Origin of the sequence: Streptomyces pactum (assembly GCF_002005225.1) — a bacterium.
GTDB lineage: Bacteria > Actinomycetota > Actinomycetes > Streptomycetales > Streptomycetaceae > Streptomyces > Streptomyces pactum_A.
The window spans coordinates 1,184,614-1,205,103 of sequence record NZ_CP019724.1; the positions used below are offsets into that span (position 1 = coordinate 1,184,614).

Here is a 20,490-nt window from a genome sequence, read left to right on the forward strand (position 1 = left end):
GGGCGGCACGCTCAGACGACGGTGACGCGCACCGGGCCGCCCCGCGGGTCGACCCGGTGGGTCCAGCACGCCGGCAGCGTCAGGGGCCGGTCGGGCGGGACGGTACGCGGGCCCGGCTGCTCCCGGTGCAGTCGGCGGCCGTTCTGGGTGACCTGGAGGACCGGCCGGGTCAGGGGGGCCGCCGTGCGCAGGAGGTACGGGAGGCCGTCGGCCGGGGTGACGCGGTTCGGGACGATCCGGCGCAGGGGTGCGTGAGCGGTCAGGGGGACGCTCGCGGGCCACTCGGCGTCCGTGAGCCAGTCCCGTACGGCGGTCGCGGCGTAGGCGCCCTCACGGGCCGCCGTCCCCGCGCTCTCCACTGCGTGCAGCAGGCTGCCGACCGCGAAGACGCCCGGCCGCGAGGTTCGCAGGGCGCCGTCCACGCCGGGACCGCGGGTGCCGGCGTCCAGGGTCAGCGCGCCGCGCCGGGCGAGTTCGTGGTCGGGGACGAAGTCGCCGGTGAACACGACGGTGTCGCAGGGCAGCGTCGCGGTACGGCCGTCGCGGTGGCGGACGCGCACGCCCGACAGACGTCCGTGCCCGAGGAGTCCGGTGACCGTGGCACCGGTCAGGAGGGGGATGCGGCGGCGCAGGCGGGCGTCCAGGGCCCGCGCGGGCGCGGTGTGCGCCCGGGGCCGGTCGGTGACCAGGGCGACGACGTCGGCGCCCGCGGTGCGCGCGGTGTCGGCGGCGGCGTAGGAGACGTCCTCCGCTCCGACGATCACCACGCGGGTGCCGATGTGCTGTCCGTACAGGTGGACGGCCTGCTGGAGTTCGCCGGTGGTGTACACGCCGGCGGGGCGGGTGCCGGGCACCAGGCGGGCGGCGCGGGGGCGTTCGCGGGCGCCGGTGGCGAGGACGACGGCCCGGGCGGCGAGGGTCTGGGCGCCCCGGGGCCCCACGGTCGTCAGTGTGCGCGGGCCCGCCCAGTCGAGGGCGGTGACGCCGGTCCGTACGTCCGCCCCGGCGCGGACCGCCGCGTCGGCGAGGAGACGGGCGTAGGCCGGGCCGGTCAGCGCGCGCGGCCAGTTGCCGAAGCCCCGGTGCGCGCAGTGCCTCGGCACTCCCCCGGCCCGCCGCTCCCGCTCCAGGACCTCGACGCGGACGCCGGTCACCGCGAGCAGGGACGCGGCCACGAGTCCGGCGGGGCCGCCCCCCACCACCAGGACGTCGACCTGACGGGTCATCCCTGAGCCTCCGCTCGCCCCTGGGCCTCCTCGAACAGCGCCCGCACCGCGGCCCCGCAGTAGAAGCCCTGGCAGCGCCCCGACCGGGCGCGGGTGCGGCGGCGCAGTCCGTCGAGGGAACGGGGCGGGATCGTACTGGCGAGGGCGTCGCGGATCTCGCCGCGGGAGACGCGTTCGCAGTGGCAGACGAGGGTGCCGTACTCCGGGTCGGCGGCCACGAGATCGGGCCGCTGGTGCGGGCGCGGGAAGGCCTCGCCGAGGTTGGGCATCCGGACCGGCTCCGGCGGGCGTCGCGGGCCGAGGTCGAGGCCGGTGCCGGCGAGCAGGCCGGTGACGTGCGCGGCGATGGCGAGGGAGGCGGTGAGGCCGGTGGAGCGGATGCCGCCGACGGTGACGCGGCCCTGGCCGGGGTGGGCGGTGATCCGGTAGTCCTCGTGCTCGGTGGCGGCGCGCAGGCCGGCGTACACGGCGGTGACCTCCTCCTCCAGCAGGGCGGGGAGGATGCGGCGGCCCTGTTCGCGCAGCCGTGCGAGACCTTCGGCGGTGGAGTGGGTGGCGCGCTTGTCGTCGAGGTCCTCGGCGGTGGGGCCGAGCAGGACGTTGCCGTGGACGGTGGGGGTGACCAGGACGCCCTTGCCGAGGGCGGTGGGAACGGGCAGCAGGATGTGGCGGACGAGGTCGCGGGCGAACTTGTCGTGGACGATGAGCTGGCCCCGGCGCGGGGTGACGGTGAAGTCGTCGTGGCCGAGTTGCCGGTCGAGGGTGTCGGCGTGCAGTCCGGCCGCGTTGACGAGCCGGCGGGCGCGCAGGGGGCCGCGCGGGGTCGTCAGGCGGTACACGCCGTCCCGGTGGCAGGCCTGGGTGACCGGCGAGTCGAGGTGCAGGTCGACTCCGCCACGGACCGCCTGGGTGGCGTACGCCAGGGTCGTCGTCCACGGGCAGATGATGCTCTCGCCGGGTACGTGCAGGGCGCCGAGCGCGCCGGGGCCGAGGTGGGGTTCGCGGGCGTAGAGGTCGTCGGGGCCCAGGAGGCGGGTGTCGTGGTACTCGTTGCGCCCGGCCTTCTCGGCGAGGCGGGGCAGGGCCGCGAGCTGTTCCTCGTCCCAGGCTACGAGCAGTGCGCCGACGCGTTCCACGGGGATGCCCGACTCGGCCGCGTAGGCGGCGAGTTCGCGGGCGCCCTCCCGGACCAGCCGGGCCTCAAGGGAGCCGGGCACGGCGTCGAAACCGGTGTGCAGGATGGCGGTGTTGGCCTTGGAGGTGCCCTGCCCGACGTCGTCCTGCGCCTCGACGAGGGCGACACGCAGACTCGGATGGTGCGCGAGCCGCCGGGCGATCGCGCAGCCGACCACCCCGGCGCCGACGATCGCCACGTCGTACGGGGCGGCGGGCAGGGGTCCGGACGCGGTGACCGTCATACGGGAGTCCGTTCGAGCGGCGTGGGGGCGGCGCGGCGGGGCGGGACGTCACCTGTGACGGTCCGGCTCGGCGCGGGCGTCGGCCGCGGGCCCGCGCCGATCGGCGCGGAGCGCGGCGACCGTGCCACGGTCCGCGGCACACCGCGTTCCGCACCGGCCGGGCGGCGTCCGGCGGCACGGCGCCGGCCGACCTCGCCGCCGTGCGCCGCGCCGGGGCGGGACAGCACGCTCGAGGTCAGGGACACGCGGGACGCCCCGCCCGCGCCCCGACACCCGGCGGCACGGCACCCGGCTGCCCGACACCGGGCGGCACGACACCCCGCCACCCCACACCCGGCCACACGACACCCCGCCACCCCACACCCGGCCACACGACACCCCGCCACCCCACACCCGGCGGCACGGCCCCGGCCACGACGCCGGCCCGCCCCACCGGTGCCGGACACCGCGGGGCACGCGGGCCCGGTCGCCGTACGTGTCATGCCGGGCTCCCGGCGAGCAGTGCGGCGACCGCCGTGCGGAAGCGCGCGAGGCGTTCGGCGGCCTCGTCGGCGGTGACGCGGGGCTCGTACACGGCGGCCGGTCCGCCGGCGGGCAGCGCCTCGGCGACCGTGCGGCCGGGGTCGGCGCCGAGCCGGGCCAGGACGCCGACGCCGAGCGCGGTGGCGTCCGGCAGGGCGGACACCTCGACGGGGCGTTGCAGGAGGTCGGCCTGGGTCTGCATGAGCAGCGCCGAGCGGGTCAGGCCGCCGTCGGCGCGCAGGACCGTCAGCGGGGTGCCGAGGTCGGTCGCGGCGGCGTCGGCGAGTTCCACGACCTGCGCGGCCAGGCCCTCGCACAGGGCGCGCACGAGGTGGCCGGGGGCGGTGTCCAGGCCGAGTCCGGTGATCGAGCCGCGCAGGTCGCCGCGCCACCAGGGGGCGGCGAGGCCGGCCAGCGCCGGCACGAAGGTGACGCCGCCGCCGTCCGGCACCGTGGCACCCACGGTGTCGAGGTCGGCGGCGCCGGTGAGGACGCCGAGGCCGGTCAGCCAGCGCACGGCGGACGCGGCCGCGTACACCTGGCCGTCCAGGCAGTAGCTGGTGTGTCCGCCGAGCCGCCAGGCGATGCAGCTCACCAGGCCGGAGGCGCCACGCCGGGCGCCGTCGCCGGTCTGGGCGAGCAGGAACGCGCCGGTGCCGTAGGTGCACTTGGCGGTGCCGGGCTCGGTGACGCGCTGGGCGAGCAGGGCGGCCTGTTGGTCGACGGCGAGGCCGGTGAGCGGGAGTTCGGGGCCGAATGCCGTGGTGGTGCCGATGTGGGCGGCGTTGTCGACGACGTCCGGGAGCCGTTCTCCGGCCAGGCCGTACAGCTCCAGAGCGCGCGGCGACCACTCGGCGCGGTCGAGGTCGAGGAGCTGGGTGCGGGAGGCGGTCGCGGCGTCGGTGACCAAGGCGCCGGTGAGCCGGTGGACCAGCCAGGCGTCGGAGGTGGTGACGTGCCCCTCCCGGGTGAGGTGCCGTCGTATCCAGGCCATTTTGGGCGCGGCGAAGTACGGGTCGAGGGGCAGACCGGTCAGATGCCGCAACTCGTCGGCGTGGTCCGAGAGTTCGTCGCAGACCGTCTCGGCGCGGCGGTCCTGCCAGACCAGCGCGTCGGTGAGCGGGCGGCCGGTGCCCGAGTCCCAGGCGAGCACGGTCTCGCCCTGGTTGGCCAGGCCCAGGGCGGCGACCGGCTCGCCCGCCTCGGCCAGCGCGCGGCGGCCCGCGTCGACCACCGAGCCGTACAGCTCCTCGGGATCCACCTCCACCAGGCCACCGGGGAGGTATCTGGGGCGGACCTGTGCGAAGCCGGTGCCGACGACCCCGCGTTCGGGGCAGATCACCAGGGCCTTGGTGCCGGACGTGCCCTGGTCGACGGCGAGCACCGAGCCCGGCATCGCGTCCCTCCCCGGCTTACGCGCCGACGGTCTCGGCGATCACTGCGCGCCAGCCTGCCGTCGCGGGCACACCGCGTCAAGTGCGGCTGACTGACAGTCAGTTATCCCTGGTGGCAATGAATTTGCCCGGGCGAAGCAAAACCGGACTGAGGCGGAACCTCCGCCTCTATAGTGGCCGCCGACCGGCACGACCGCTTGATCGCCGCCCAGGGGAGGGCTGTTTGTTACTCCACCCTGCCGTCCCGCCCGTTCCGTACCCGGGAACGGGCGGGTGATGGCCAGAGACGGAGCGCAGCCCGCCTACGATCCCGCCGGCCACGACACCGCGCTGCGCTCGGCGCTCCAGGAAGTGCGCGCCGGACGCTGGATGTCGATGCGCGCCCTGCTCGAGCAGACCGCCTCCTGGTCGGCGTGGACGCGGCGCACCCAGGTCCTGGCCACCTCGGCGGCCGGTACGGACGTGGTGCGGGCCTGGCTGGCGGAGGAGCCGGACAGCGTTGCGGCCGCCGTGATGCACACCCGGGTCGTCGTGGAGCGCGCGCTGCGGGCGCACCGCGAGAGCCACCCCCGCACGCGCGAACTGTGGCCGCTGGCCTGGCACGCCTGTGACGCGGCGACGCGGGTGGCGCCCTACGACCCGGTGCCCTGGGTGTGCCTGCTGGCGCTGGCCAGGCTGGACGAGGAGCAGCGCTGGGCGGAGCACCGGGCGGCACCGCCGGAGCCGATGCTGCCGCCGGGCCCGTGGGGTCTGCTGGCCGAGGCGGGCAAGCGGGACCCGTACAACCGCGAGGCCCACCACCGCATGCTGCAGTTCCTGTATCCGCGGGGCGGTTCCGAGCGGCTGGCCCGGGCGGCGGGCTTCGCGCAGTGGGCGGCGGGTTCGGCCCCGCCGGGCTCGGCGCTGCACGTGCTGCCGCTGTACGTGCGGGTGGAGCGCTACCGGCGCTCGGGCGGGCGGGAAGCCGCCCTCGATCTGCACTGGGTGGCCGAGGACGCCACCCGTGAGGCACGGCAGGCGTTCCACTCCTGGTTCACGCTCACCCAGGACGACGAACGGTCCCTGCTGGACATGAACCACCTGGCCCACGCCCTGTGGGGCGCCCTCCGGTTCCCGGAGGCGGCTCAGGTGTTCGACGCGCTCGGCCCGTACTGGACGCCCCTGCCCTGGGCCTCCCGGGCCGCCGGCGGGGGCGGTTCCCAGCAGCCGGTGGAGATCTTCCTCCAGGCCCGGACGCGCAGTCGGTCGGCCGCCCGTGGCGGTGGCCGGCGTTCCTGACCCCCCACCCTTCCGTCCCCGGAGGTTTTCGGCATGTCCCGCCCCTCTCGCCCCTCCGGACCGCCCGCTCCCGGGCCGTCCGCCGCCCCCGACGAGGAACAGCGCCTGCGCGAACTCGGCTACCGTCCGGTGCTGGCCCGCCGCATGGGCGGCTTCGGCAACTTCGCGATCAGCTTCTCGGTGATCTCGATCCTGTCCGGCTGCATGACCCTGTACGGCTTCGGCCTGGGTGCCGGCGGGCCCGCCGTGATGCTGTGGGGCTGGGCGGGCGTCGGCCTGTTCGTGCTGTGCGTGGGGCTGGCGCTGGCCGAGGTCACCAGCGCGTATCCCACGTCCGGTGCCCTGTACTACATGGCCGACCGGCTCGGCGGCCGGCGCTGGGGCTGGTACACCGGCTGGCTGAACCTGCTGGGGCTGCTCGGCGCGATCGCCGGGATCGACTACGGGGCCGCGCTGTTCACGGGCGCGTTCCTGAACCTCCAGTGGGGCTTCGAGCCGACGCCCGAGAAGACGATGCTGATCTTCGTCGCGATCCTGCTGGTGCACGCGGTGCTCAACCTGTTCGGCGTGCGACTGGTCAGCGTGCTCAACTCGATCAGCGTGTGGTGGCACCTGGCCGGTGTGGCGCTGATCGTCGGCGCGCTGGCCGTCGTCCCCGACCACCACCAGTCGCCGTCCTTCGTCTTCACGGAGTTCGTCAACGACACCGGCTGGGAGAGCCCGCTGTACGTGGCCGCGATCGGTCTGCTGCTCGCGCAGTACACCTTCTCCGGCTACGACGCCTCCGCCCATCTGTCGGAGGAGACCTCGAACGCCTCCGTGTCGGCGGCGCGCGGCATCGTGCGGGCGATCTGGGTGTCGTGGCTGGCGGGCTTCGTGCTGCTGGCCGGTCTGACCTTCGCCATCCAGGACTACGAGGCCACGCGGAACACCGAGACGGGGGTGCCGCCCGCGCAGATCCTGCTGGACGGCCTGGGCACGGACGGCGCGAGCGCGCTGCTGCTCGTGGTGATCGTCGCGCAGTTGTTCTGCGGCAACGCCGAGGTGGCCGCCGCGAGCCGGATGGTGTTCGCGTTCAGCCGGGACGGTGCCCTGCCCGGCTCGGCCCTGTGGCGCACGGTCTCGGCCCGTACCCAGACCCCGGTCGCCGCGGTGTGGCTGTCCGTGGTGGTCGCCTGCCTGCTGGCCCTGCCGTCCCTGTACTCGGCGACGGCGTACGGCGCGGTCACCGCGATCAACGTCATCGGCATCACCCCGGCGTACGCCATCCCGGTGCTGCTGCGGCTGCGGGCGGGCGACCGGTTCACGCCGGGCCCGTGGAGCCTGGGCCGGTGGAGCAGGCCGGTCGGCTGGACGGCGGTGGTGTGGGTGGCGTTCGTCACCGTGCTGTTCTGCCTCCCCCAGTCGTCGCCGGTGACCGTCGACACGATGAACTACGCCGCCGTCGCCCTGGCCGTCGTACTGGCATTGGCCACGGTGTGGTGGTTCGTCGCCCGCCGTTCGTACGGCACTCCCACGACCGCGGCGTACGGCGACGACCGTGACCAGGCCGAACTGGCCGAGGGCATCGTCTGAAACGCTCCGTCCCGCCCCTGTGCGCGGTACGAACCACCCCTCGGAATACGGCAGGATGAACGCTCGCGCCGGTCGAACTGCCTTGCGGGCCGGCGCGAGCGCGCAACCCCGGAATCCAGCAGGTATCGAGCAGGTGACGACGTGACGAGACTTCACATCGGGTCGTCGGCGAGGGACTTCGCCGCGGCCGTTCTCCTTGGAGGTGGCCGGTGACGGACGACCCGACCATGGACCACCTGGTGCCCGCCGGCATCGCCCTGGCGGCAGGTCTCCTGGGCGCGTTCCTGCTGCGCGTGGTGCTGCGCTGGCTGGCGGGACACGCCGGGCGCACCCGCTGGAGCGGCGACGACGTCATGGTGGCCGCGCTGCGCACGGTGGCGCCGTGGGCGGCCGTCGCGGGCGGCGTGGCGGGCGCGGCGGCGGCGCTGCCGCTGACCCGGACGGTGCAGCACGGCGTCAACCAGGTGCTGACCATGCTGCTGATCTTCGTGGTGACGGTGTCGGCGGCCCGGGTGGTCGCCGGCCTGGTGCGCACGGTGACCCTGTCCCGTTCCGGGGTCGCCGGATCGGCGACGATCTTCGTCAACATCACCCGCGTCCTGGTGCTGGCCATCGGTTTCCTGGTGATGCTGCAGTCGGTGGGCATCTCCATAGCGCCGCTGCTCACCGCGCTGGGCGTCGGCGGTCTGGCGGTCGCGCTGGCCCTGCAGGACACGCTGGCCAACCTCTTCGCGGGCGTGCACATCCTGGCCTCGAAGACCGTGCAGCCGGGTGACTACATCCAGCTCAGCAGCGGCGAGGAGGGCTACGTCGAGGACATCAACTGGCGGCAGACCACCGTCCGGGAGCTGTCCAACAACCTGGTCGTGATCCCGAACGGTCAGCTCGCGAAGTCGAACATGACCAACTTCATGCGGCCCGAGCAGCGGATGACCATCCTGGTCCAGGCCGGCGTCTCCTACGACAGTGACCTGGAGCACGTGGAGCGGGTGACGACGGAGGTGGTCGCCGAGGTGATGACCGAGATCAGCGGCGCGGTGCCGGAGCACGAGCCGGCGGTGCGTTTCCACACCTTCGGCGACTCGCGGATCGGTTTCACGGTGATCCTCGGCGTCGGCGAGTTCAGCGACCAGTACCGGGTCAAGCACGAGTTCGTCAAGCGCCTGCACCGGCGCTACCGCGAGGAGGGCATCCGCATCCCGGCGCCCGCCCGGACCGTCGCGCTCCAGCAGGGGACCGTGGTGTTCCCGCAGCAGCGGGCGGGCGAGGACACCGTCCCGTTCGCGTGATCATCCACTGATCCCCCCTGCTCGCTCACCTGTTCGACAGAGGTCGCGCGGCCGGTTGTCCGGAATCTCCGCACGGCCCCTGTCGAGCCCGGGTCGATCACGAGATATCTTGATGTCGAGCAATGTTGCAGACGTGGAGCGGAGCACCCGGTGACTGACTCGACCATCATCTATACACACACTGACGAGGCCCCGGCCCTGGCGACGTATTCGTTCCTGCCGGTGATCCGGGCGTACGCCTCGCAGGCGGGTGTCGCGGTCGAGACCCGCGACATCTCGCTGGCCGGCCGCATCATCGCCCTGTTCCCGGAGTACCTGACCGAGGACCAGCGCATCCCGGACGCCCTCGCGGAGCTCGGCGAGCTGGCCAAGACCCCCGCCGCCAACATCATCAAGCTGCCGAACATCTCGGCGTCCATCCCGCAGCTCAAGGCCGCCATCGCCGAGCTGCAGGGCCAGGGCTACGCCCTGCCGGCCTACCCGGACGACCCGAAGACCGACGAGGAGCGCGACATCCGCGCCCGCTACGACAAGGTCAAGGGCTCCGCGGTCAACCCGGTCCTGCGCGAGGGCAACTCCGACCGCCGCGCCCCGGCCTCGGTGAAGAACTACGCCAAGACCCACCCGCACCGCATGGGCGCCTGGACCGGCGAGTCCAGGACCAACGTGGCGACCATGGGCGAGAACGACTTCCGCTCCACCGAGAAGTCCGTGGTGATCGCCGAGGACGGCGCGCTGCGGATCGAGCTGGTCGGCGACGACGGCACCACCACGGTGCTGCGCGAGTCGGTACCGGTGAAGAAGGACGAGGTCGTCGACGCCTCCGTGCTGCGCGTCGCCGCGCTGCGCGAGTTCCTCACGGCGCAGGTCGCCCGCGCCAAGTCCGAGGGCATCCTGTACTCCGTGCACCTGAAGGCCACGATGATGAAGGTCTCCGACCCGATCATCTTCGGCCACGTGGTCCGCGCCTTCTTCCCGAAGACCTTCGCCCAGTACGGCGAGGCGCTCGCCAAGGCCGGCCTCACCCCGAACGACGGTCTGGGCGGCATCTACAAGGGCCTGGAGTCCCTGCCCGAGGGTGCCGAGATCAAGGCCTCCTTCGACGCCGAGCTCGCCGAGGGCCCGGAGCTGGCGATGGTCGACTCCGACAAGGGCATCAGCAACCTGCACGTGCCCTCCGACGTCATCATCGACGCCTCCATGCCGGCCATGATCCGCACCTCCGGCCACATGTGGGGCCCGGACGGCCAGGAGCACGACGCCCTCGCCGTCATCCCGGACTCCTCCTACGCCGGCGTGTACCAGGCCGTCATCGAGGACTGCCGCGCCAACGGCGCCTACGACCCGTCCACGATGGGCTCGGTCCCGAACGTCGGCCTCATGGCGCAGAAGGCCGAGGAGTACGGCAGCCACGACAAGACCTTCGAGATCCCCACCACGGGCACGGTCCGCCTGGTCGACCGGAACGGCGACGCCGTCCTGGAGCAGACGGTCTCCGCCGGTGACATCTTCCGCGCCTGCCAGACCAAGGACGCCCCGATCCGCGACTGGGTCAAGCTGGCCGTCACCCGTGCCCGCGCCACCGGCGACCCGGCCGTCTTCTGGCTGGACGAGGGCCGCGCCCACGACGCCAACCTGATCGCCAAGGTCAAGGCGTACCTGCCGGAGCACGACACCGAGGGCCTGGACATCCGGATCCTCAACCCGGTCGAGGCGACCAAGCTGTCGGTGGAGCGCATCCGCCGCGGTGAGAACACCATCTCCGTCACCGGCAACGTGCTGCGCGACTACCTGACCGACCTGTTCCCGATCCTCGAGCTGGGCACCAGCGCCAAGATGCTGTCGGTCGTCCCGCTGATGGCGGGCGGCGGCCTGTTCGAGACCGGCGCGGGCGGCTCCGCGCCCAAGCACGTGCAGCAGCTCGTCAAGGAGAACTACCTGCGCTGGGACTCCCTCGGCGAGTTCTTCGCCCTGGTGCCGTCCCTGGAGCAGTACGCCGAGGTCACCGGCAACACCCGCGCCAAGGTCCTCGCCGACGCCCTCGACCGCGCCACGGCGACCTTCCTCAACGAGGACAAGTCCCCGACCCGGCGCGTCGGCGGCATCGACAACCGCGGCAGCCACTTCTTCCTGTCCCTGTACTGGGCGCAGGAGCTGGCCAGGCAGACCGACGACGCGGACCTGGCCAAGGCCTTCGCCCCGCTCGCCGAGACGCTGTCGGCGAGCGAGCAGCGCATCGTCGACGAGCTGAACGCCGTCCAGGGCAAGCCGGCCGAGATCGGCGGCTACTACCAGCCCGACCCGGCCAAGGCCGCCGAGGTCATGCGCCCGTCGGCCACCTGGAACGAGGCGCTGGCGTCCCTCGCCTGATCCTCACCCGGCGCCGAAGACCCGCGGGCGGCACCCCGTCTCCGTTCCACGGAGGCGGGGTGCCCGTCTCTCCCCTCTCCCCGTCTCCCGCCCCTTCCCGTCTCCCACCCCTTCCCGTCTTCCCCCTCCCCGTCTCCCACCCCTTCCCCTCTTCCCTCTCCCCGTCTCTCCCGCCCGTCCCCCCACCCCTTCCGGTCCCCTCGCCGCTCCCGGTCGGGGCGAGCGCCCGTCCTCGTACAGCCGCCCTTGGAGCAGCCCCATGACCGACGCCCCGCAGACCTTCGAGCTGCTGCCCGGCGCCGCGCGGTCCCCCGTGATCCTGCACGTGCCGCACTCCTCACGGGAGATACCCGCCGACGTCCGCCCCGGCATCGCCCTGGACGACGCGGCGCTGGAGCGGGAGCTGGACCACATCACCGACTCGCACACCGCCCGGATCGCCGAGGCGGCGGCCGGCCTGGCCGGACGCACGCCCTGGCGGTTCGTCAACCGGGCTTCGCGGCTGGTCGTCGACCCGGAGCGGTTCCCGGACGAGCGCGAGGAGATGACGGCCGTCGGGATGGGCGCCGTGTACACGCGGACCTCGCACCGCGAGGTGCTGCGGCCCGACGGCACCGACCCGGAGCCACTGATCGAGCGGTACTTCCGCCCGTACGCGCGGGCGATGACCGACGCGGTCGCCGACCGGCTCGCGGCCACCGGACGGGCCGTGATCATCGACGTGCACTCCTACCCCGCCGAGCCGCTGCCCTACGAGCTGCACGGTGAGGGCCCGCGCCCGCCGGTCTGCCTGGGCACCGACGAGTTCCACACGCCGTCCGAGCTGCTCACCGCCGCCCGGAAGGCGTTCGCCCCGTGCGGGGAGACGGGGCTGGACAGCCCGTTCAGCGGGACGTACGTGCCGCTGGACTTCTACGGGAAGCGGCGCGAGGTGGGCGCGCTGATGGTGGAGATCCGCCGGGACACCTACATGACCGAGCCGGGCGGTCCGGCCGGCCCCGGTCTGTCGCGCCTCGCGGCGTCGCTGGCGGCGCTCGTCGACGCCGTGTCGGGCTGACCGGCGGGCCCGCCCACCGGCTGGAGCACTCCCGCGCGACAGCCGCCCCGGGGCGCCGTGAGGGTGGGTGTACGACGCGGGAGACCACCACACCGACCGGCCAGTCCCCGCCCCCGGTGCGGGGCCGGCCCGCTCTCGACCTGGACGGGCCCGGGGTCGACCCGGCGCTCGCCGGTCTGATGCGCGAGGGACCGCTGACCCGCGTCGGCTTCCGCACGGCGAGGGCTGGGCGTGGCCGGCCACCCGGTACGAGGACGTGAACCCCCTCGCCAACGACCCGCGCTTCGGGCGCGCGGAGGTGACGAAGCGGCAGGTCACACGACTGACCCCGCACTTCGAGCCGCGTCCCGGCTCGCTCGCCTTCGCCGACCAGCGCGACCAGCCCGACCAGTCCGACCAGTCCGACCAGTCCGACCAGCTTGACCAGCCGGCCACGACCGGCTGCGGCGAACGCTCACGGGTGCGTTCATCCTGGACACTGACAAGGGGCCGCGGCCCCGGGCGCGGGAGATCCCCGACGGCCTGGTGGAGGGAGTCGTCCGGGACGGGCCGCCGGCGGACCCGGCCGAGCGGTTCCTGGAACCCTTCCCGAGCGCCGTCGTGAGCGAGGCGTGGCCTTCGGCAACGGGTACCACCACTGCACGGGGGCCGTGCTCGCCCGGATGCGGACGGAGCTGCTGATCGGCACCCTGCTCGAGCGGCTGCCGGGGCTGTGGCGCGAGGTCCCCGCCGACCGGGTGGCCCGGCGCCGCAGGACCATGATCCGCGGGCCGCGCACCCTCTCCTGCGCCTGGTAGGCCGTGACGGCGCACCGGCGGCTCAGGCCCGCAGCCACTCCGTCACGACCACCTCCCGGCCGGTCCGCAGCCGGAGCGCGAACGGGCCGGCGGGCGGGGCGTCGCCGGTGAACCGGCCCATGTCGTCCGCCGTCAGCCGCGCGTGGGCCAGCGGACCGCTCAGCACCTCGATCCGGGCCGGCCCCGGCGGCAGCACCTGCCCGATCAGACCGTCCTCGGTCACCTCGACGTCGACGGTCACCTCGTCCGCGCGGAAGGTCAGCATCCGCGGCGGGTCCGTCTCCCCTCTGACCGGGATGGCGTCGACCAGTGAGTCGAAGGTCAGCTCGGCGACGCGGGCGTCCAGGTCGTGCAGGGCGAAGGCGTCGACGGCGATCTGCCGCAGCCCGGCCGGGACCGGGTCGAGGATCGCGGCGGCCTGCCGCAGCTCCTCCTCCAGTAACCCGGCGCCGAGTTCCTCGTCCGTGAAGGGCCCGTCGGACCGTTCGTCCCCGAAGTCGTCGTTCATGTCGCTCATATCGTCCCCCGCGCCTCTAGCCGGGCCCGCAGCCGGCGCAGACAGCGCTGGCGCATCGGCCCGATACTGCCCACCGCGATTCCCAGCGCGGTGGACACCTCCTGGTAACTGGGCGGCGGCGAGGAGATCAGCACCCGCAGCAACTGGCGGCACCGCTCGCCCAGTTCCTCGAACTCCTGCCACAGCCGCCGCACGCGCTCGGTCTGCGCGGCGGCCTCCTCGGAGTCGAGCACCGACTCCTCCGGCGTACGGTCGTCGCTCGGCCGGTCGAGGAGCTGCGGGTCGTCGGTCGGCGTCCACCGCTTCGACGCCCTGAGCACCTTCAGGCACTCGTGCCGCGCCGTGCTCGCCAGCCAGGAGCCGGTCTTCTCCGGTTCCCGGATCCGTCCCAGGTGCTGGGCGAACCGGAACCAGGCGGTCTGGTACACCTCGTGCGCGTCGGCGTCGGACAGCCCGTGGGCCCGCACGACGGACCACACGAGCGGGCCCAGCCCGTCCACCAGTGACTTCCAGGCCGCCGCGTCCCCGTCGGCGGCAGACTGGACGAGCACCCCGACATCTGCACGGTCCACGGTCCCACCCCTCGTGTACGACAGGCCATCGTACGCCGTGGAGTGGGTGGTTCCGCCCAGCACGGGGCCCCTCACGCCCCGCCGGTCGGCGGGTCGAGGGTGACGGGGCGCCAGGTGGGCGGCAGCAGTGCCGGTACGTGCGCCCCACGCACCTCCGCGTACTCGGTGTTGGCCGCGAGCAGTTGGGTGCGGGCCGCACGCGGGTCCCGCTCCTTGTGGGCCGTCATGTGGGAGGCGACCAGGCCGGCGACCACGGGGGTGGCGAAGGAGGTGCCGCTCCACTGCGCGTGCCCCTCGAACATCACCTGGTCCGGCTTGGCGGGCGCTTCGCCCGGCTCGCTCAGGACCCCGCTGTGCCGGGGGTACTGGCAGGTGCAGGCGTAGGCGAAGCCGTACCGGCAGTCGTCGTAGGTGGAGTGCTGGTAGACATACGGCACGGGTGTCTTGAAGCCGGTGAGGGCGCTGGTGAGACGCTCACCGGGGGCGTAGGCCTTGACCCAGCCGCCGTGGTTGCTGAAGCAGGCGCCGAACTCCCCGTCGGCGCGCAGCGCGCCGATCGACAGCACGGAGTTCTCCCAGCCGGGCAGGTCGGCGTAGGCGGCGGGCCAGAACGGCGTGGCGCTGGCGTTGTTGCCGGCGGCGGCGACCAGCAGGGTGCGCTGGTCGCGCAGTTCCTCCATGAAGGCGTGGACGCCGAGCAGGCCGTCGGTGCGGCCGTTGGAGGTGCCGGCGGAGAGGCTGATCACCTCGGGCCAGCCGCCGCGGTCGACGGCCTCGAAGAGCTTCTCGCCGAGCTCCGACTCCAGGATGGCGCCCGCGTCGTTGAGGGTGTTGCGGACGGTCACCTCGGTGTTGGGCGCGACGGCGGCGACGAGTCCGGCGATGAACGTGCCGTGTCCGACGTACTGCTGGAGGACGCCGTCGTCGTCGCACTCCCTGAGCTGGGCGTCGCCCTCGGTGTGGGCCAGCAGCGGGCAGGACCGGTAGTCGTGCATGAGGCCGGTGTCGATGACGAGGACGCCGACGGCGGTCCCGGCGTCGTACGGCGTCCCGGCGGCGGCCGGGTTCGGCGGCTCGCTGATCGGGACGGGGACGGGCTCGTCGCCGGGGCAGGCGTTGACGGCGATGGACACGACGTGGTTCCGGCTGATCAGCCGGCGGCCCGCGCGTCCCTCCATGGTCCGCAGGGAGCGCAGGGCGTGGGCGACGGTGGGGTCGCCGCCGCGGTCGCCCTCGCCGGGGCCGGCGACCTGGATGCGGGTGATGCCGGTGCGGTTGGTCTCGGGGCTCGCCCGGCGCACGTGGTCCGGGGTCAGGCCGGCCATGGTGGTGAAGTGGTCGCGCACGGTGTCCTCGACGAGACGGGCCTCCTCGCCGTCGCGGGCGAGGACGACTCCCTTCTCGTAGAAGAACTCGGCGGAGTCGTCCGGTCCCATCGCCAGCGGGACCTCCGGCATCGAGCGCTGGATCTGGTCGAACTGCTCGCGGAATCGCTGTGGTGCCATGGCATGTCCTCCACTGGGACGGCGGTGGTCGCGACGGTCGCCGCTTCCGTCTCGGCGAAGGTCTTGGTGCGGTCTCGGCGACGGTCGTCAATCAGAGTCCGGGGGTGGCTGATTGATACAGACTCGAACCTGTGGTGTGCGGTTCCGGAGCACTACCATCCGTGGGGTGACAGCGGGAAACGACTCGGTACTCCAACTGCTGCCGATGGTGTTCGCCGCCCCGGGCGAAGCGCTGGCGCGGGCGGAGGAGCTGCTCGGGGCCGATCCCGCACCGCTGCACGCCTCGATCGCCCATCAGGTGATCGGCATCTGGCAGCGGGACTTCGGGGACACCCGGCGCGCGCTGGCCCATCTCCGGCGCGCCCGCGATCTCGCGGCTCGCGCGGATTCGGCCGAGCGGGAGGCGGACGTACTGGCCACGCTCGGGGTCGCGCTGGTGCACTCCGGCCGTACCCGGGAGGGTCTGGCCGCTTTCGAGCGGGGCGTGGCACGCGGCACCGGGCACACCCGGGCGCGGGTGCTGTACCGGCGGGCGTACGTGTGGTGGGTGCTGGGCCGGCACGGCGAGGCGCTGGAGGACGTGCGGCGGGCGATCCCGGTGCTGCGGCAGGCAGACGACGTGATCTGGACCGCGCGGGCGCTGACCCTGCGGGCCACCGTGCATCTGGCGCTCGGCGCGGTGGAGCGCGCGGACGCGGACTTCACCGCGGCGGAGGCGCTGTGGGACACCACCGGCCAGGAGCACGACAAGGCGGACGCGGTGGAGAGCCGGGGGCTGGCGGCGTTCCGCTCGGGTGACGTGCCGGCGGCGCTGCGGCTGCTGGACGAGGCGGAGGAGCGGTACGCGAAGCTGGGCGTGCCGACGTTCATGCTCACCATCCGGCGCTGCGAGGTGCTGATGGCGGCGGGGCTCGCCCCGGAGGCGCTGACCGAGGCGGACGGGGCGATCGCCGCGCTGGACGAGATCGGCGGGCAGTCCACCCGGAAGGCGGAGTTGCTGCTGGTCGCGGCGCGGGCGGCCCGGCTGGCGGGCGATCCGCAGACCGCGCTCGCGCGTGCGGCCGTCGCGGTGCGGCTGTTCGCCGGGCAGCGGCGCACCTGGTACGAGACGCACGCCCGGCTGGTGCTGATCGAGGCGCGGGTCGCGACGGGGCGTGCGTCGGGGCGGCTGGTCGCGGACGCGGCGGCGGTGGCGGAGCGGCTGGCCGCCTTCGGGGCGCCGGCCGCGCCGGAGGCGTCGCTGCTGGCGGGCCGGATCGCGCTGGGGCTCGGCTGGGCGGCGGACGCGGAACGGCATCTCGCGGTCGCCGCGCGCAGCCGGCACAGCGGGCCGCCGCTGGCGCGGATGACGGGCTGGGCCGCGCAGGCGCTGCGGGCGGGATCGGCGCGGGGTGTGCTGGAGGCCTGTCGGCGGGGTCTGGACGTCCTCGACGACCACCGGATGACGCTGGGTGCCTCGGAGCTGCGGGCGCGGGCGACCGCGCAGGGAGCCGAGCTGGCGGCGCTGGCGCAGCGGGCGAGTCTGGTCTCGGGCGGGCCGCGGCGGCTGCTGGTGTGGAGCGAGCGCTGGCGGGCGACGGTGCTGTCGGCACCGCCGACCCGGCCGCCGGCCGATCCCGCACTGCTGAGCGGTATGACGGCGTTCCGCGAGATCGCCGCCCGGGCGGAGGAGGCCAGGAGGGACGGCGGCCGTCCCGTCCCCGCGCTGGAGCGCGAACAGCGGCGTCTGGAGCGGGAGATCCGCTCCCGCACCCTGCACATGCGGGGCGAGGCGCCGGACGACGGCGACCGGTTCGATGTCGGGCGCCTGCTGGAGCGGCTGGGCGACGACGTACAACTGGTCGAGCTGGCCGTGCTCGACGGGCGGGTGCACGTACTGCTGTGCGGGCGGGGGCGGGTCCGGCGGTTCGAGGCGGGTCTGCTGGCCGACGCGGAACGGGAGGCCGAGCACGTACAGGCCGGTCTCCGGCGGCTGGCCCACCCGGGGGCGGAGGCCAGGCTGCCGCTGGTGGAGGCGGCGGGCGCGCGCCTTCAAAAGCTCCTGCTGGGCCCCGCGGCGGCGCACCTCGGCTCCGGGCCGGTCGTCGTGGTCCCCCCGGGCCGACTGCACCGGGTGCCGTGGGCCCTGCTGCCCGTGCTGCGCGACCGGGTGCTGAGCGTGTCGCCGTCCGCGAGTAGCTGGCTCCGCGCGAAGGAGACCGCGCCCCCGCCCGGCGGCCGCGAGGTCCTGGTACGCGGGCCGGGGCTGGCTAGCGGCGGCGCGGAGGTGCCGGTGCTCGCCGACCGCTACGGGGGAGCGCGGAGTCCCGGCTCCCCGGCGACGTGGGCGGGGCCGCCGGTGGGCGGGTACGGGGAGACGACCGCGGGGCCCCCACACCGAAGGGCCGGGGCCCACGACACCGGCAAAGGCGACGCACGGGACGACGCGACGCACGACGTGTACAGGAAGACGACCGCGGGGCCCCCACACCGGACGGCCGGGGCCCACGACACCGGCGAAGGCGACGCACGGGACGACGCGACGCACGACGTGGGGGACGGCGCAGGGGCTCCCTCCTCGTCCGCCGGGCGGGGCGGCGCCGCTCCCGCGCGGGACGGCGGCGTGCGGGCGGCCGGAGCGGCGGCCGGTGGCCGACGGGACGGGCCCACCGTGCTGGAAGGGGACGAGGCACGGGTGCCGCGGGTGTTGCGGGAACTGGACGGGGCCGCGCTGGCGCACATCGCCGCGCACGGGACGTTTCGCGCGGACAGCCCCTTGTTCTCGTCGCTGCGGATGGCGGACGGGCCGCTCATCGTGCACGACTTCGAGCGCCTGGACCGCAGCCCGTACCGGATCATCCTGTCCTGCTGCGACACCGCCCGGTTCGCCTCGGTCGGCGCGGACGAACTGCTCGGGCTGGTCACCGCGCTGCTGCCGCTGGGCACGGCCGGGGTGGTGGCGTGCAGCGCGCCGGTCAACGACGCGGCGGTGGTGCCGCTGATGCTGGCCCTGCACAAGGGCCTGGACGCCGGACTGTCCTTGGCGGAGGCGCTGCGCGACGCGCGGGCCGCGCTGCCGGACGACGCGATGCACCAGGCGACGGGGTGGGCGTTCTCCGCGTTCGGGGCGGCCTGAGGGCCCGGCCGCCGCGCCGTCAGGCGGGCTGGGGCTCGGGCAGCTCCATCAGCCAGGGCAGGGCTCCCCGGTCGCCGGCGCCGAGGCGGGTGTAGGCGCCGTAGAGGTGGTTTCCGACGGTGCGGACGGACAGGGTGAGTCTCTCCGCGATCTGCCGGTTGCTCAGGCCGGCCGCGGCGAGTGTGACGATCTGCCGCTGGCGGGCGGTGAGTTCGCCGAGCACCAGACCGGACAGGGCGGGCGTGCGGGCGCCCTGACAGCGCCGGGCGAGGGCGACGGCTCGGGTGCGGGCGGTACGGGCGGCGCCCGGGTCGCGGTGGACGCGGACGGCCTGGGCGTGTGCCTCGGCCGCGAACAGCAGGAACCCGCGCCGTGCCAGCTCCCCGGCCGCCCGGTCCAGCGCCTGCCCGTCGCCCCGCGCGAGGGCGTCGGCGTGCGCGGCGAAGACGCCGGTCAGCCGGCCGGCCGCCCGCTGGGGGGCGCCGAGCCGGACGGCGTCGTACGGGTCCCCGCCGCGGGCGGCCGCCCGGACCGCCGCGTCGAGGTCGCCGCGTGCGGCGGCGGCCCAGGCCGCGGCCGCCCCGTGGCTTCCCGCCCTCGCGTCACCCGACTGGGCGGCGGCCAAGGCGAGTTCCTCGCGGCAGGACGCGTCGTCGGGGTTGGTCCGCAGTCCTTCGCGGGCCCAGGCGGCGGCCTCGCGCAGTCGGCCGCGCAGGCGTGCGAACCTGGCGCGCAGCGCCGCGTACCGCGCCGGCAGCGGAGCCCCCTCGGCCACCAGCCACTCCCCCACGGGCGTCTCCCACGCCCGTACGTCGGCCTCCTCGATGCGCAGGGCCAGCGTGTCGCTCTCCTCCATGAGGGCGGACCCGCACTGGTCCGGGGTGCGGGCCAGGCGCCGCGCCCGCAGCCTGCCGGCGGCGGCGCGCAGCACCGGACCGTGCAGGGGGTGGGCGAGGCGGGTGGCGCCGTGGTCGTCGACGGCGACCAGGCCCTCGGCCTCGAGACGCTCCAGGGTCCATACGTCGAGGACGTCCAGGCCGAGCGGAAGCGGCTCGGCGAAGGCGAGGCGTTCGAGCGTGTCGCGCTCCTCGGCGCGGGCGCGGTCGAGGACGTGGGCGGTGCGCTCCCGTACCGTCGCGGTGACCGGCACCCGCCCGCGCCAGGCCCGCTCGTCCGTGCCCGGGACCGGGCTGAGCAGACCCTGCCCGCTCACGGCGGTCAACAGCTCGCGCAGCAGCCGCAGATCGCCCTGGCTCAGACGGTGCAGCCGGTCGACGGTGAGCGGCTCCAGCGCGGTGCCCGCACCGGCGGTGAGCAGTTCGGCGGTCTCCTCGCGGGGCAGCGGCTCCAGGGACAGGCGCGGCAGCAGCTCCCCGGACCACAGCCTGGACACCGCGCCCGGCACGTCGACGCCCTCGGTGACGACGACCAGGAGCCGGGTGCGCCCGTGCACGGCGAGCTGGTGCACGAGGGCGGCGGAGGCGTCGTCGAGCAGGTGAGCGTCGTCGATCAGCAGCAGCCGTACGCCGGACAGGAGGTGTACCGCGCGGTGCAGCGTGACGCTCTCGGGCAGCAGGTGGGCGAAGGCGGCGAAGGGTACCCCCCGGGCCTCGGGCGTCCCGGCGGCCCTGGCGCAGTCCGCGCCGCGGACGGCCTCCGTCACGAGCCTGGTCTTGCCGCAGCCGGCCGGGCCCGTCACCACGATGCCGTTCCGTCCGGCGGCCACGGACCGGCGTACCAGCTCCAGTTCGTCGGCGCGCCCGGTGAACGGCCAGGGCGTCCGAAGTGTCTTCGCGTCCCGCAGAGAAATCGTCACGGCAACAGGAGCCGGCATACTCATCCCTGATACAGGGCG

The 20,490-nt window shown here is 74.6% G+C and carries 14 protein-coding genes; 7 read left to right on the top strand and 7 right to left on the bottom strand.

Annotated elements, in window-relative coordinates:
* Window positions 1–11: 11 nt before the first annotated feature.
* The 3 genes from B1H29_RS05010 to B1H29_RS05025 form a co-directional block, all read right to left on the bottom strand.
* Window positions 12–1,226, bottom strand: a complete 1,215-nt coding sequence (locus tag B1H29_RS05010) for an NAD(P)/FAD-dependent oxidoreductase (RefSeq protein ID WP_055419054.1) — start codon at window positions 1,224–1,226, stop codon at window positions 12–14.
* On the bottom strand, window positions 1,223–2,644 hold the full coding sequence (locus B1H29_RS05015) for an FAD-dependent oxidoreductase (protein ID WP_055419055.1): 1,422 nt from the start codon (window positions 2,642–2,644) through the stop codon (window positions 1,223–1,225). Before B1H29_RS05015 ends, B1H29_RS05010 begins: the two co-directional genes overlap by 4 nt.
* A 478-nt stretch (window positions 2,645–3,122) precedes the next feature.
* The gene (locus B1H29_RS05025) at window positions 3,123–4,562 is read right to left on the bottom strand and encodes an FGGY family carbohydrate kinase (RefSeq protein ID WP_055419057.1); all 1,440 of its coding nucleotides are present in this window, start codon (window positions 4,560–4,562) and stop codon (window positions 3,123–3,125) included.
* Between the two features lie 274 nt (window positions 4,563–4,836).
* Here B1H29_RS05025 and B1H29_RS05030 point away from each other — a divergent pair, with 274 nt between their 5' ends.
* The 6 genes from B1H29_RS05030 (at window position 4,837) to B1H29_RS40150 (ending at window position 12,926) form a co-directional block, all read left to right on the top strand.
* Window positions 4,837–5,838 (top strand): hypothetical protein, encoded by a 1,002-nt coding sequence (locus B1H29_RS05030; RefSeq protein ID WP_055419058.1) that lies wholly within the window; start codon window positions 4,837–4,839, stop codon window positions 5,836–5,838.
* Between the two features lie 33 nt (window positions 5,839–5,871).
* Window positions 5,872–7,413 (top strand): amino acid permease, encoded by a 1,542-nt coding sequence (locus B1H29_RS05035; RefSeq protein WP_055419059.1) that lies wholly within the window; start codon window positions 5,872–5,874, stop codon window positions 7,411–7,413.
* Between the two features lie 227 nt (window positions 7,414–7,640).
* On the top strand, window positions 7,641–8,702 hold the full coding sequence (locus tag B1H29_RS05040; RefSeq protein ID WP_079160700.1) for a mechanosensitive ion channel family protein: 1,062 nt from the start codon (window positions 7,641–7,643) through the stop codon (window positions 8,700–8,702).
* A 150-nt stretch (window positions 8,703–8,852) separates the two neighbouring features.
* On the top strand, window positions 8,853–11,072 hold the full coding sequence (locus B1H29_RS05045; protein ID WP_055419061.1) for an NADP-dependent isocitrate dehydrogenase: 2,220 nt from the start codon (window positions 8,853–8,855) through the stop codon (window positions 11,070–11,072).
* Window positions 11,073–11,331: 259 nt separating this feature from the next.
* The gene (locus tag B1H29_RS05050; RefSeq protein WP_055419062.1) at window positions 11,332–12,129 is read left to right on the top strand and encodes an N-formylglutamate amidohydrolase; all 798 of its coding nucleotides are present in this window, start codon (window positions 11,332–11,334) and stop codon (window positions 12,127–12,129) included.
* Window positions 12,130–12,740: 611 nt separating this feature from the next.
* Window positions 12,741–12,926, top strand: a complete 186-nt coding sequence (locus tag B1H29_RS40150) for a hypothetical protein (RefSeq protein WP_055419063.1) — start codon at window positions 12,741–12,743, stop codon at window positions 12,924–12,926.
* Window positions 12,927–12,948: 22 nt separating this feature from the next.
* Here B1H29_RS40150 and B1H29_RS05060 read toward each other — a convergent pair whose 3' ends face one another.
* The 3 genes from B1H29_RS05060 to B1H29_RS05070 form a co-directional block, all read right to left on the bottom strand.
* Window positions 12,949–13,443 (bottom strand): hypothetical protein, encoded by a 495-nt coding sequence (locus tag B1H29_RS05060; protein WP_079160036.1) that lies wholly within the window; start codon window positions 13,441–13,443, stop codon window positions 12,949–12,951.
* A complete protein-coding gene (locus B1H29_RS05065) occupies window positions 13,440–14,015 on the bottom strand; it encodes an RNA polymerase sigma factor (protein ID WP_055419065.1) in 576 nt (191 codons plus the stop codon). The genes B1H29_RS05060 and B1H29_RS05065 overlap by 4 nt, the downstream gene beginning before the upstream one ends.
* 71 nt (window positions 14,016–14,086) lie before the next feature.
* Complete coding sequence (locus B1H29_RS05070) at window positions 14,087–15,520, bottom strand: S8/S53 family peptidase (protein WP_055419066.1); 1,434 nt, start codon at window positions 15,518–15,520, stop codon at window positions 14,087–14,089.
* Between the two features lie 205 nt (window positions 15,521–15,725).
* Here B1H29_RS05070 and B1H29_RS05075 point away from each other — a divergent pair, with 205 nt between their 5' ends.
* Window positions 15,726–18,635, top strand: a complete 2,910-nt coding sequence (locus B1H29_RS05075) for a CHAT domain-containing protein (protein ID WP_199832389.1) — start codon at window positions 15,726–15,728, stop codon at window positions 18,633–18,635.
* A 19-nt stretch (window positions 18,636–18,654) separates the two neighbouring features.
* Here B1H29_RS05075 and B1H29_RS05080 read toward each other — a convergent pair whose 3' ends face one another.
* Entirely contained in the window at window positions 18,655–20,475 is a 1,821-nt protein-coding gene (locus tag B1H29_RS05080; protein ID WP_055419068.1) for a LuxR family transcriptional regulator AbsR2, read from the bottom strand.
* Between the last annotated feature and the right edge of the window lie 15 nt (window positions 20,476–20,490).

Coding starts and splice junctions, on each gene's coding strand:
- B1H29_RS05010 (WP_055419054.1), bottom strand. CDS start 1,226: ATGACCCGTCAGGTCGACGTCCTGGTGGTGGGGGGCGGCCCCGCCGGA.
- B1H29_RS05015 (WP_055419055.1), bottom strand. CDS start 2,644: ATGACGGTCACCGCGTCCGGACCCCTGCCCGCCGCCCCGTACGACGTG.
- B1H29_RS05025 (WP_055419057.1), bottom strand. CDS start 4,562: ATGCCGGGCTCGGTGCTCGCCGTCGACCAGGGCACGTCCGGCACCAAG.
- B1H29_RS05030 (WP_055419058.1), top strand. CDS start 4,837: ATGGCCAGAGACGGAGCGCAGCCCGCCTACGATCCCGCCGGCCACGAC.
- B1H29_RS05035 (WP_055419059.1), top strand. CDS start 5,872: ATGTCCCGCCCCTCTCGCCCCTCCGGACCGCCCGCTCCCGGGCCGTCC.
- B1H29_RS05040 (WP_079160700.1), top strand. CDS start 7,641: ATGGACCACCTGGTGCCCGCCGGCATCGCCCTGGCGGCAGGTCTCCTG.
- B1H29_RS05050 (WP_055419062.1), top strand. CDS start 11,332: ATGACCGACGCCCCGCAGACCTTCGAGCTGCTGCCCGGCGCCGCGCGG.
- B1H29_RS05060 (WP_079160036.1), bottom strand. CDS start 13,443: ATGAGCGACATGAACGACGACTTCGGGGACGAACGGTCCGACGGGCCC.
- B1H29_RS05070 (WP_055419066.1), bottom strand. CDS start 15,520: ATGGCACCACAGCGATTCCGCGAGCAGTTCGACCAGATCCAGCGCTCG.
- B1H29_RS05075 (WP_199832389.1), top strand. CDS start 15,726: ATGGTGTTCGCCGCCCCGGGCGAAGCGCTGGCGCGGGCGGAGGAGCTG.
- B1H29_RS05080 (WP_055419068.1), bottom strand. CDS start 20,475: ATGAGTATGCCGGCTCCTGTTGCCGTGACGATTTCTCTGCGGGACGCG.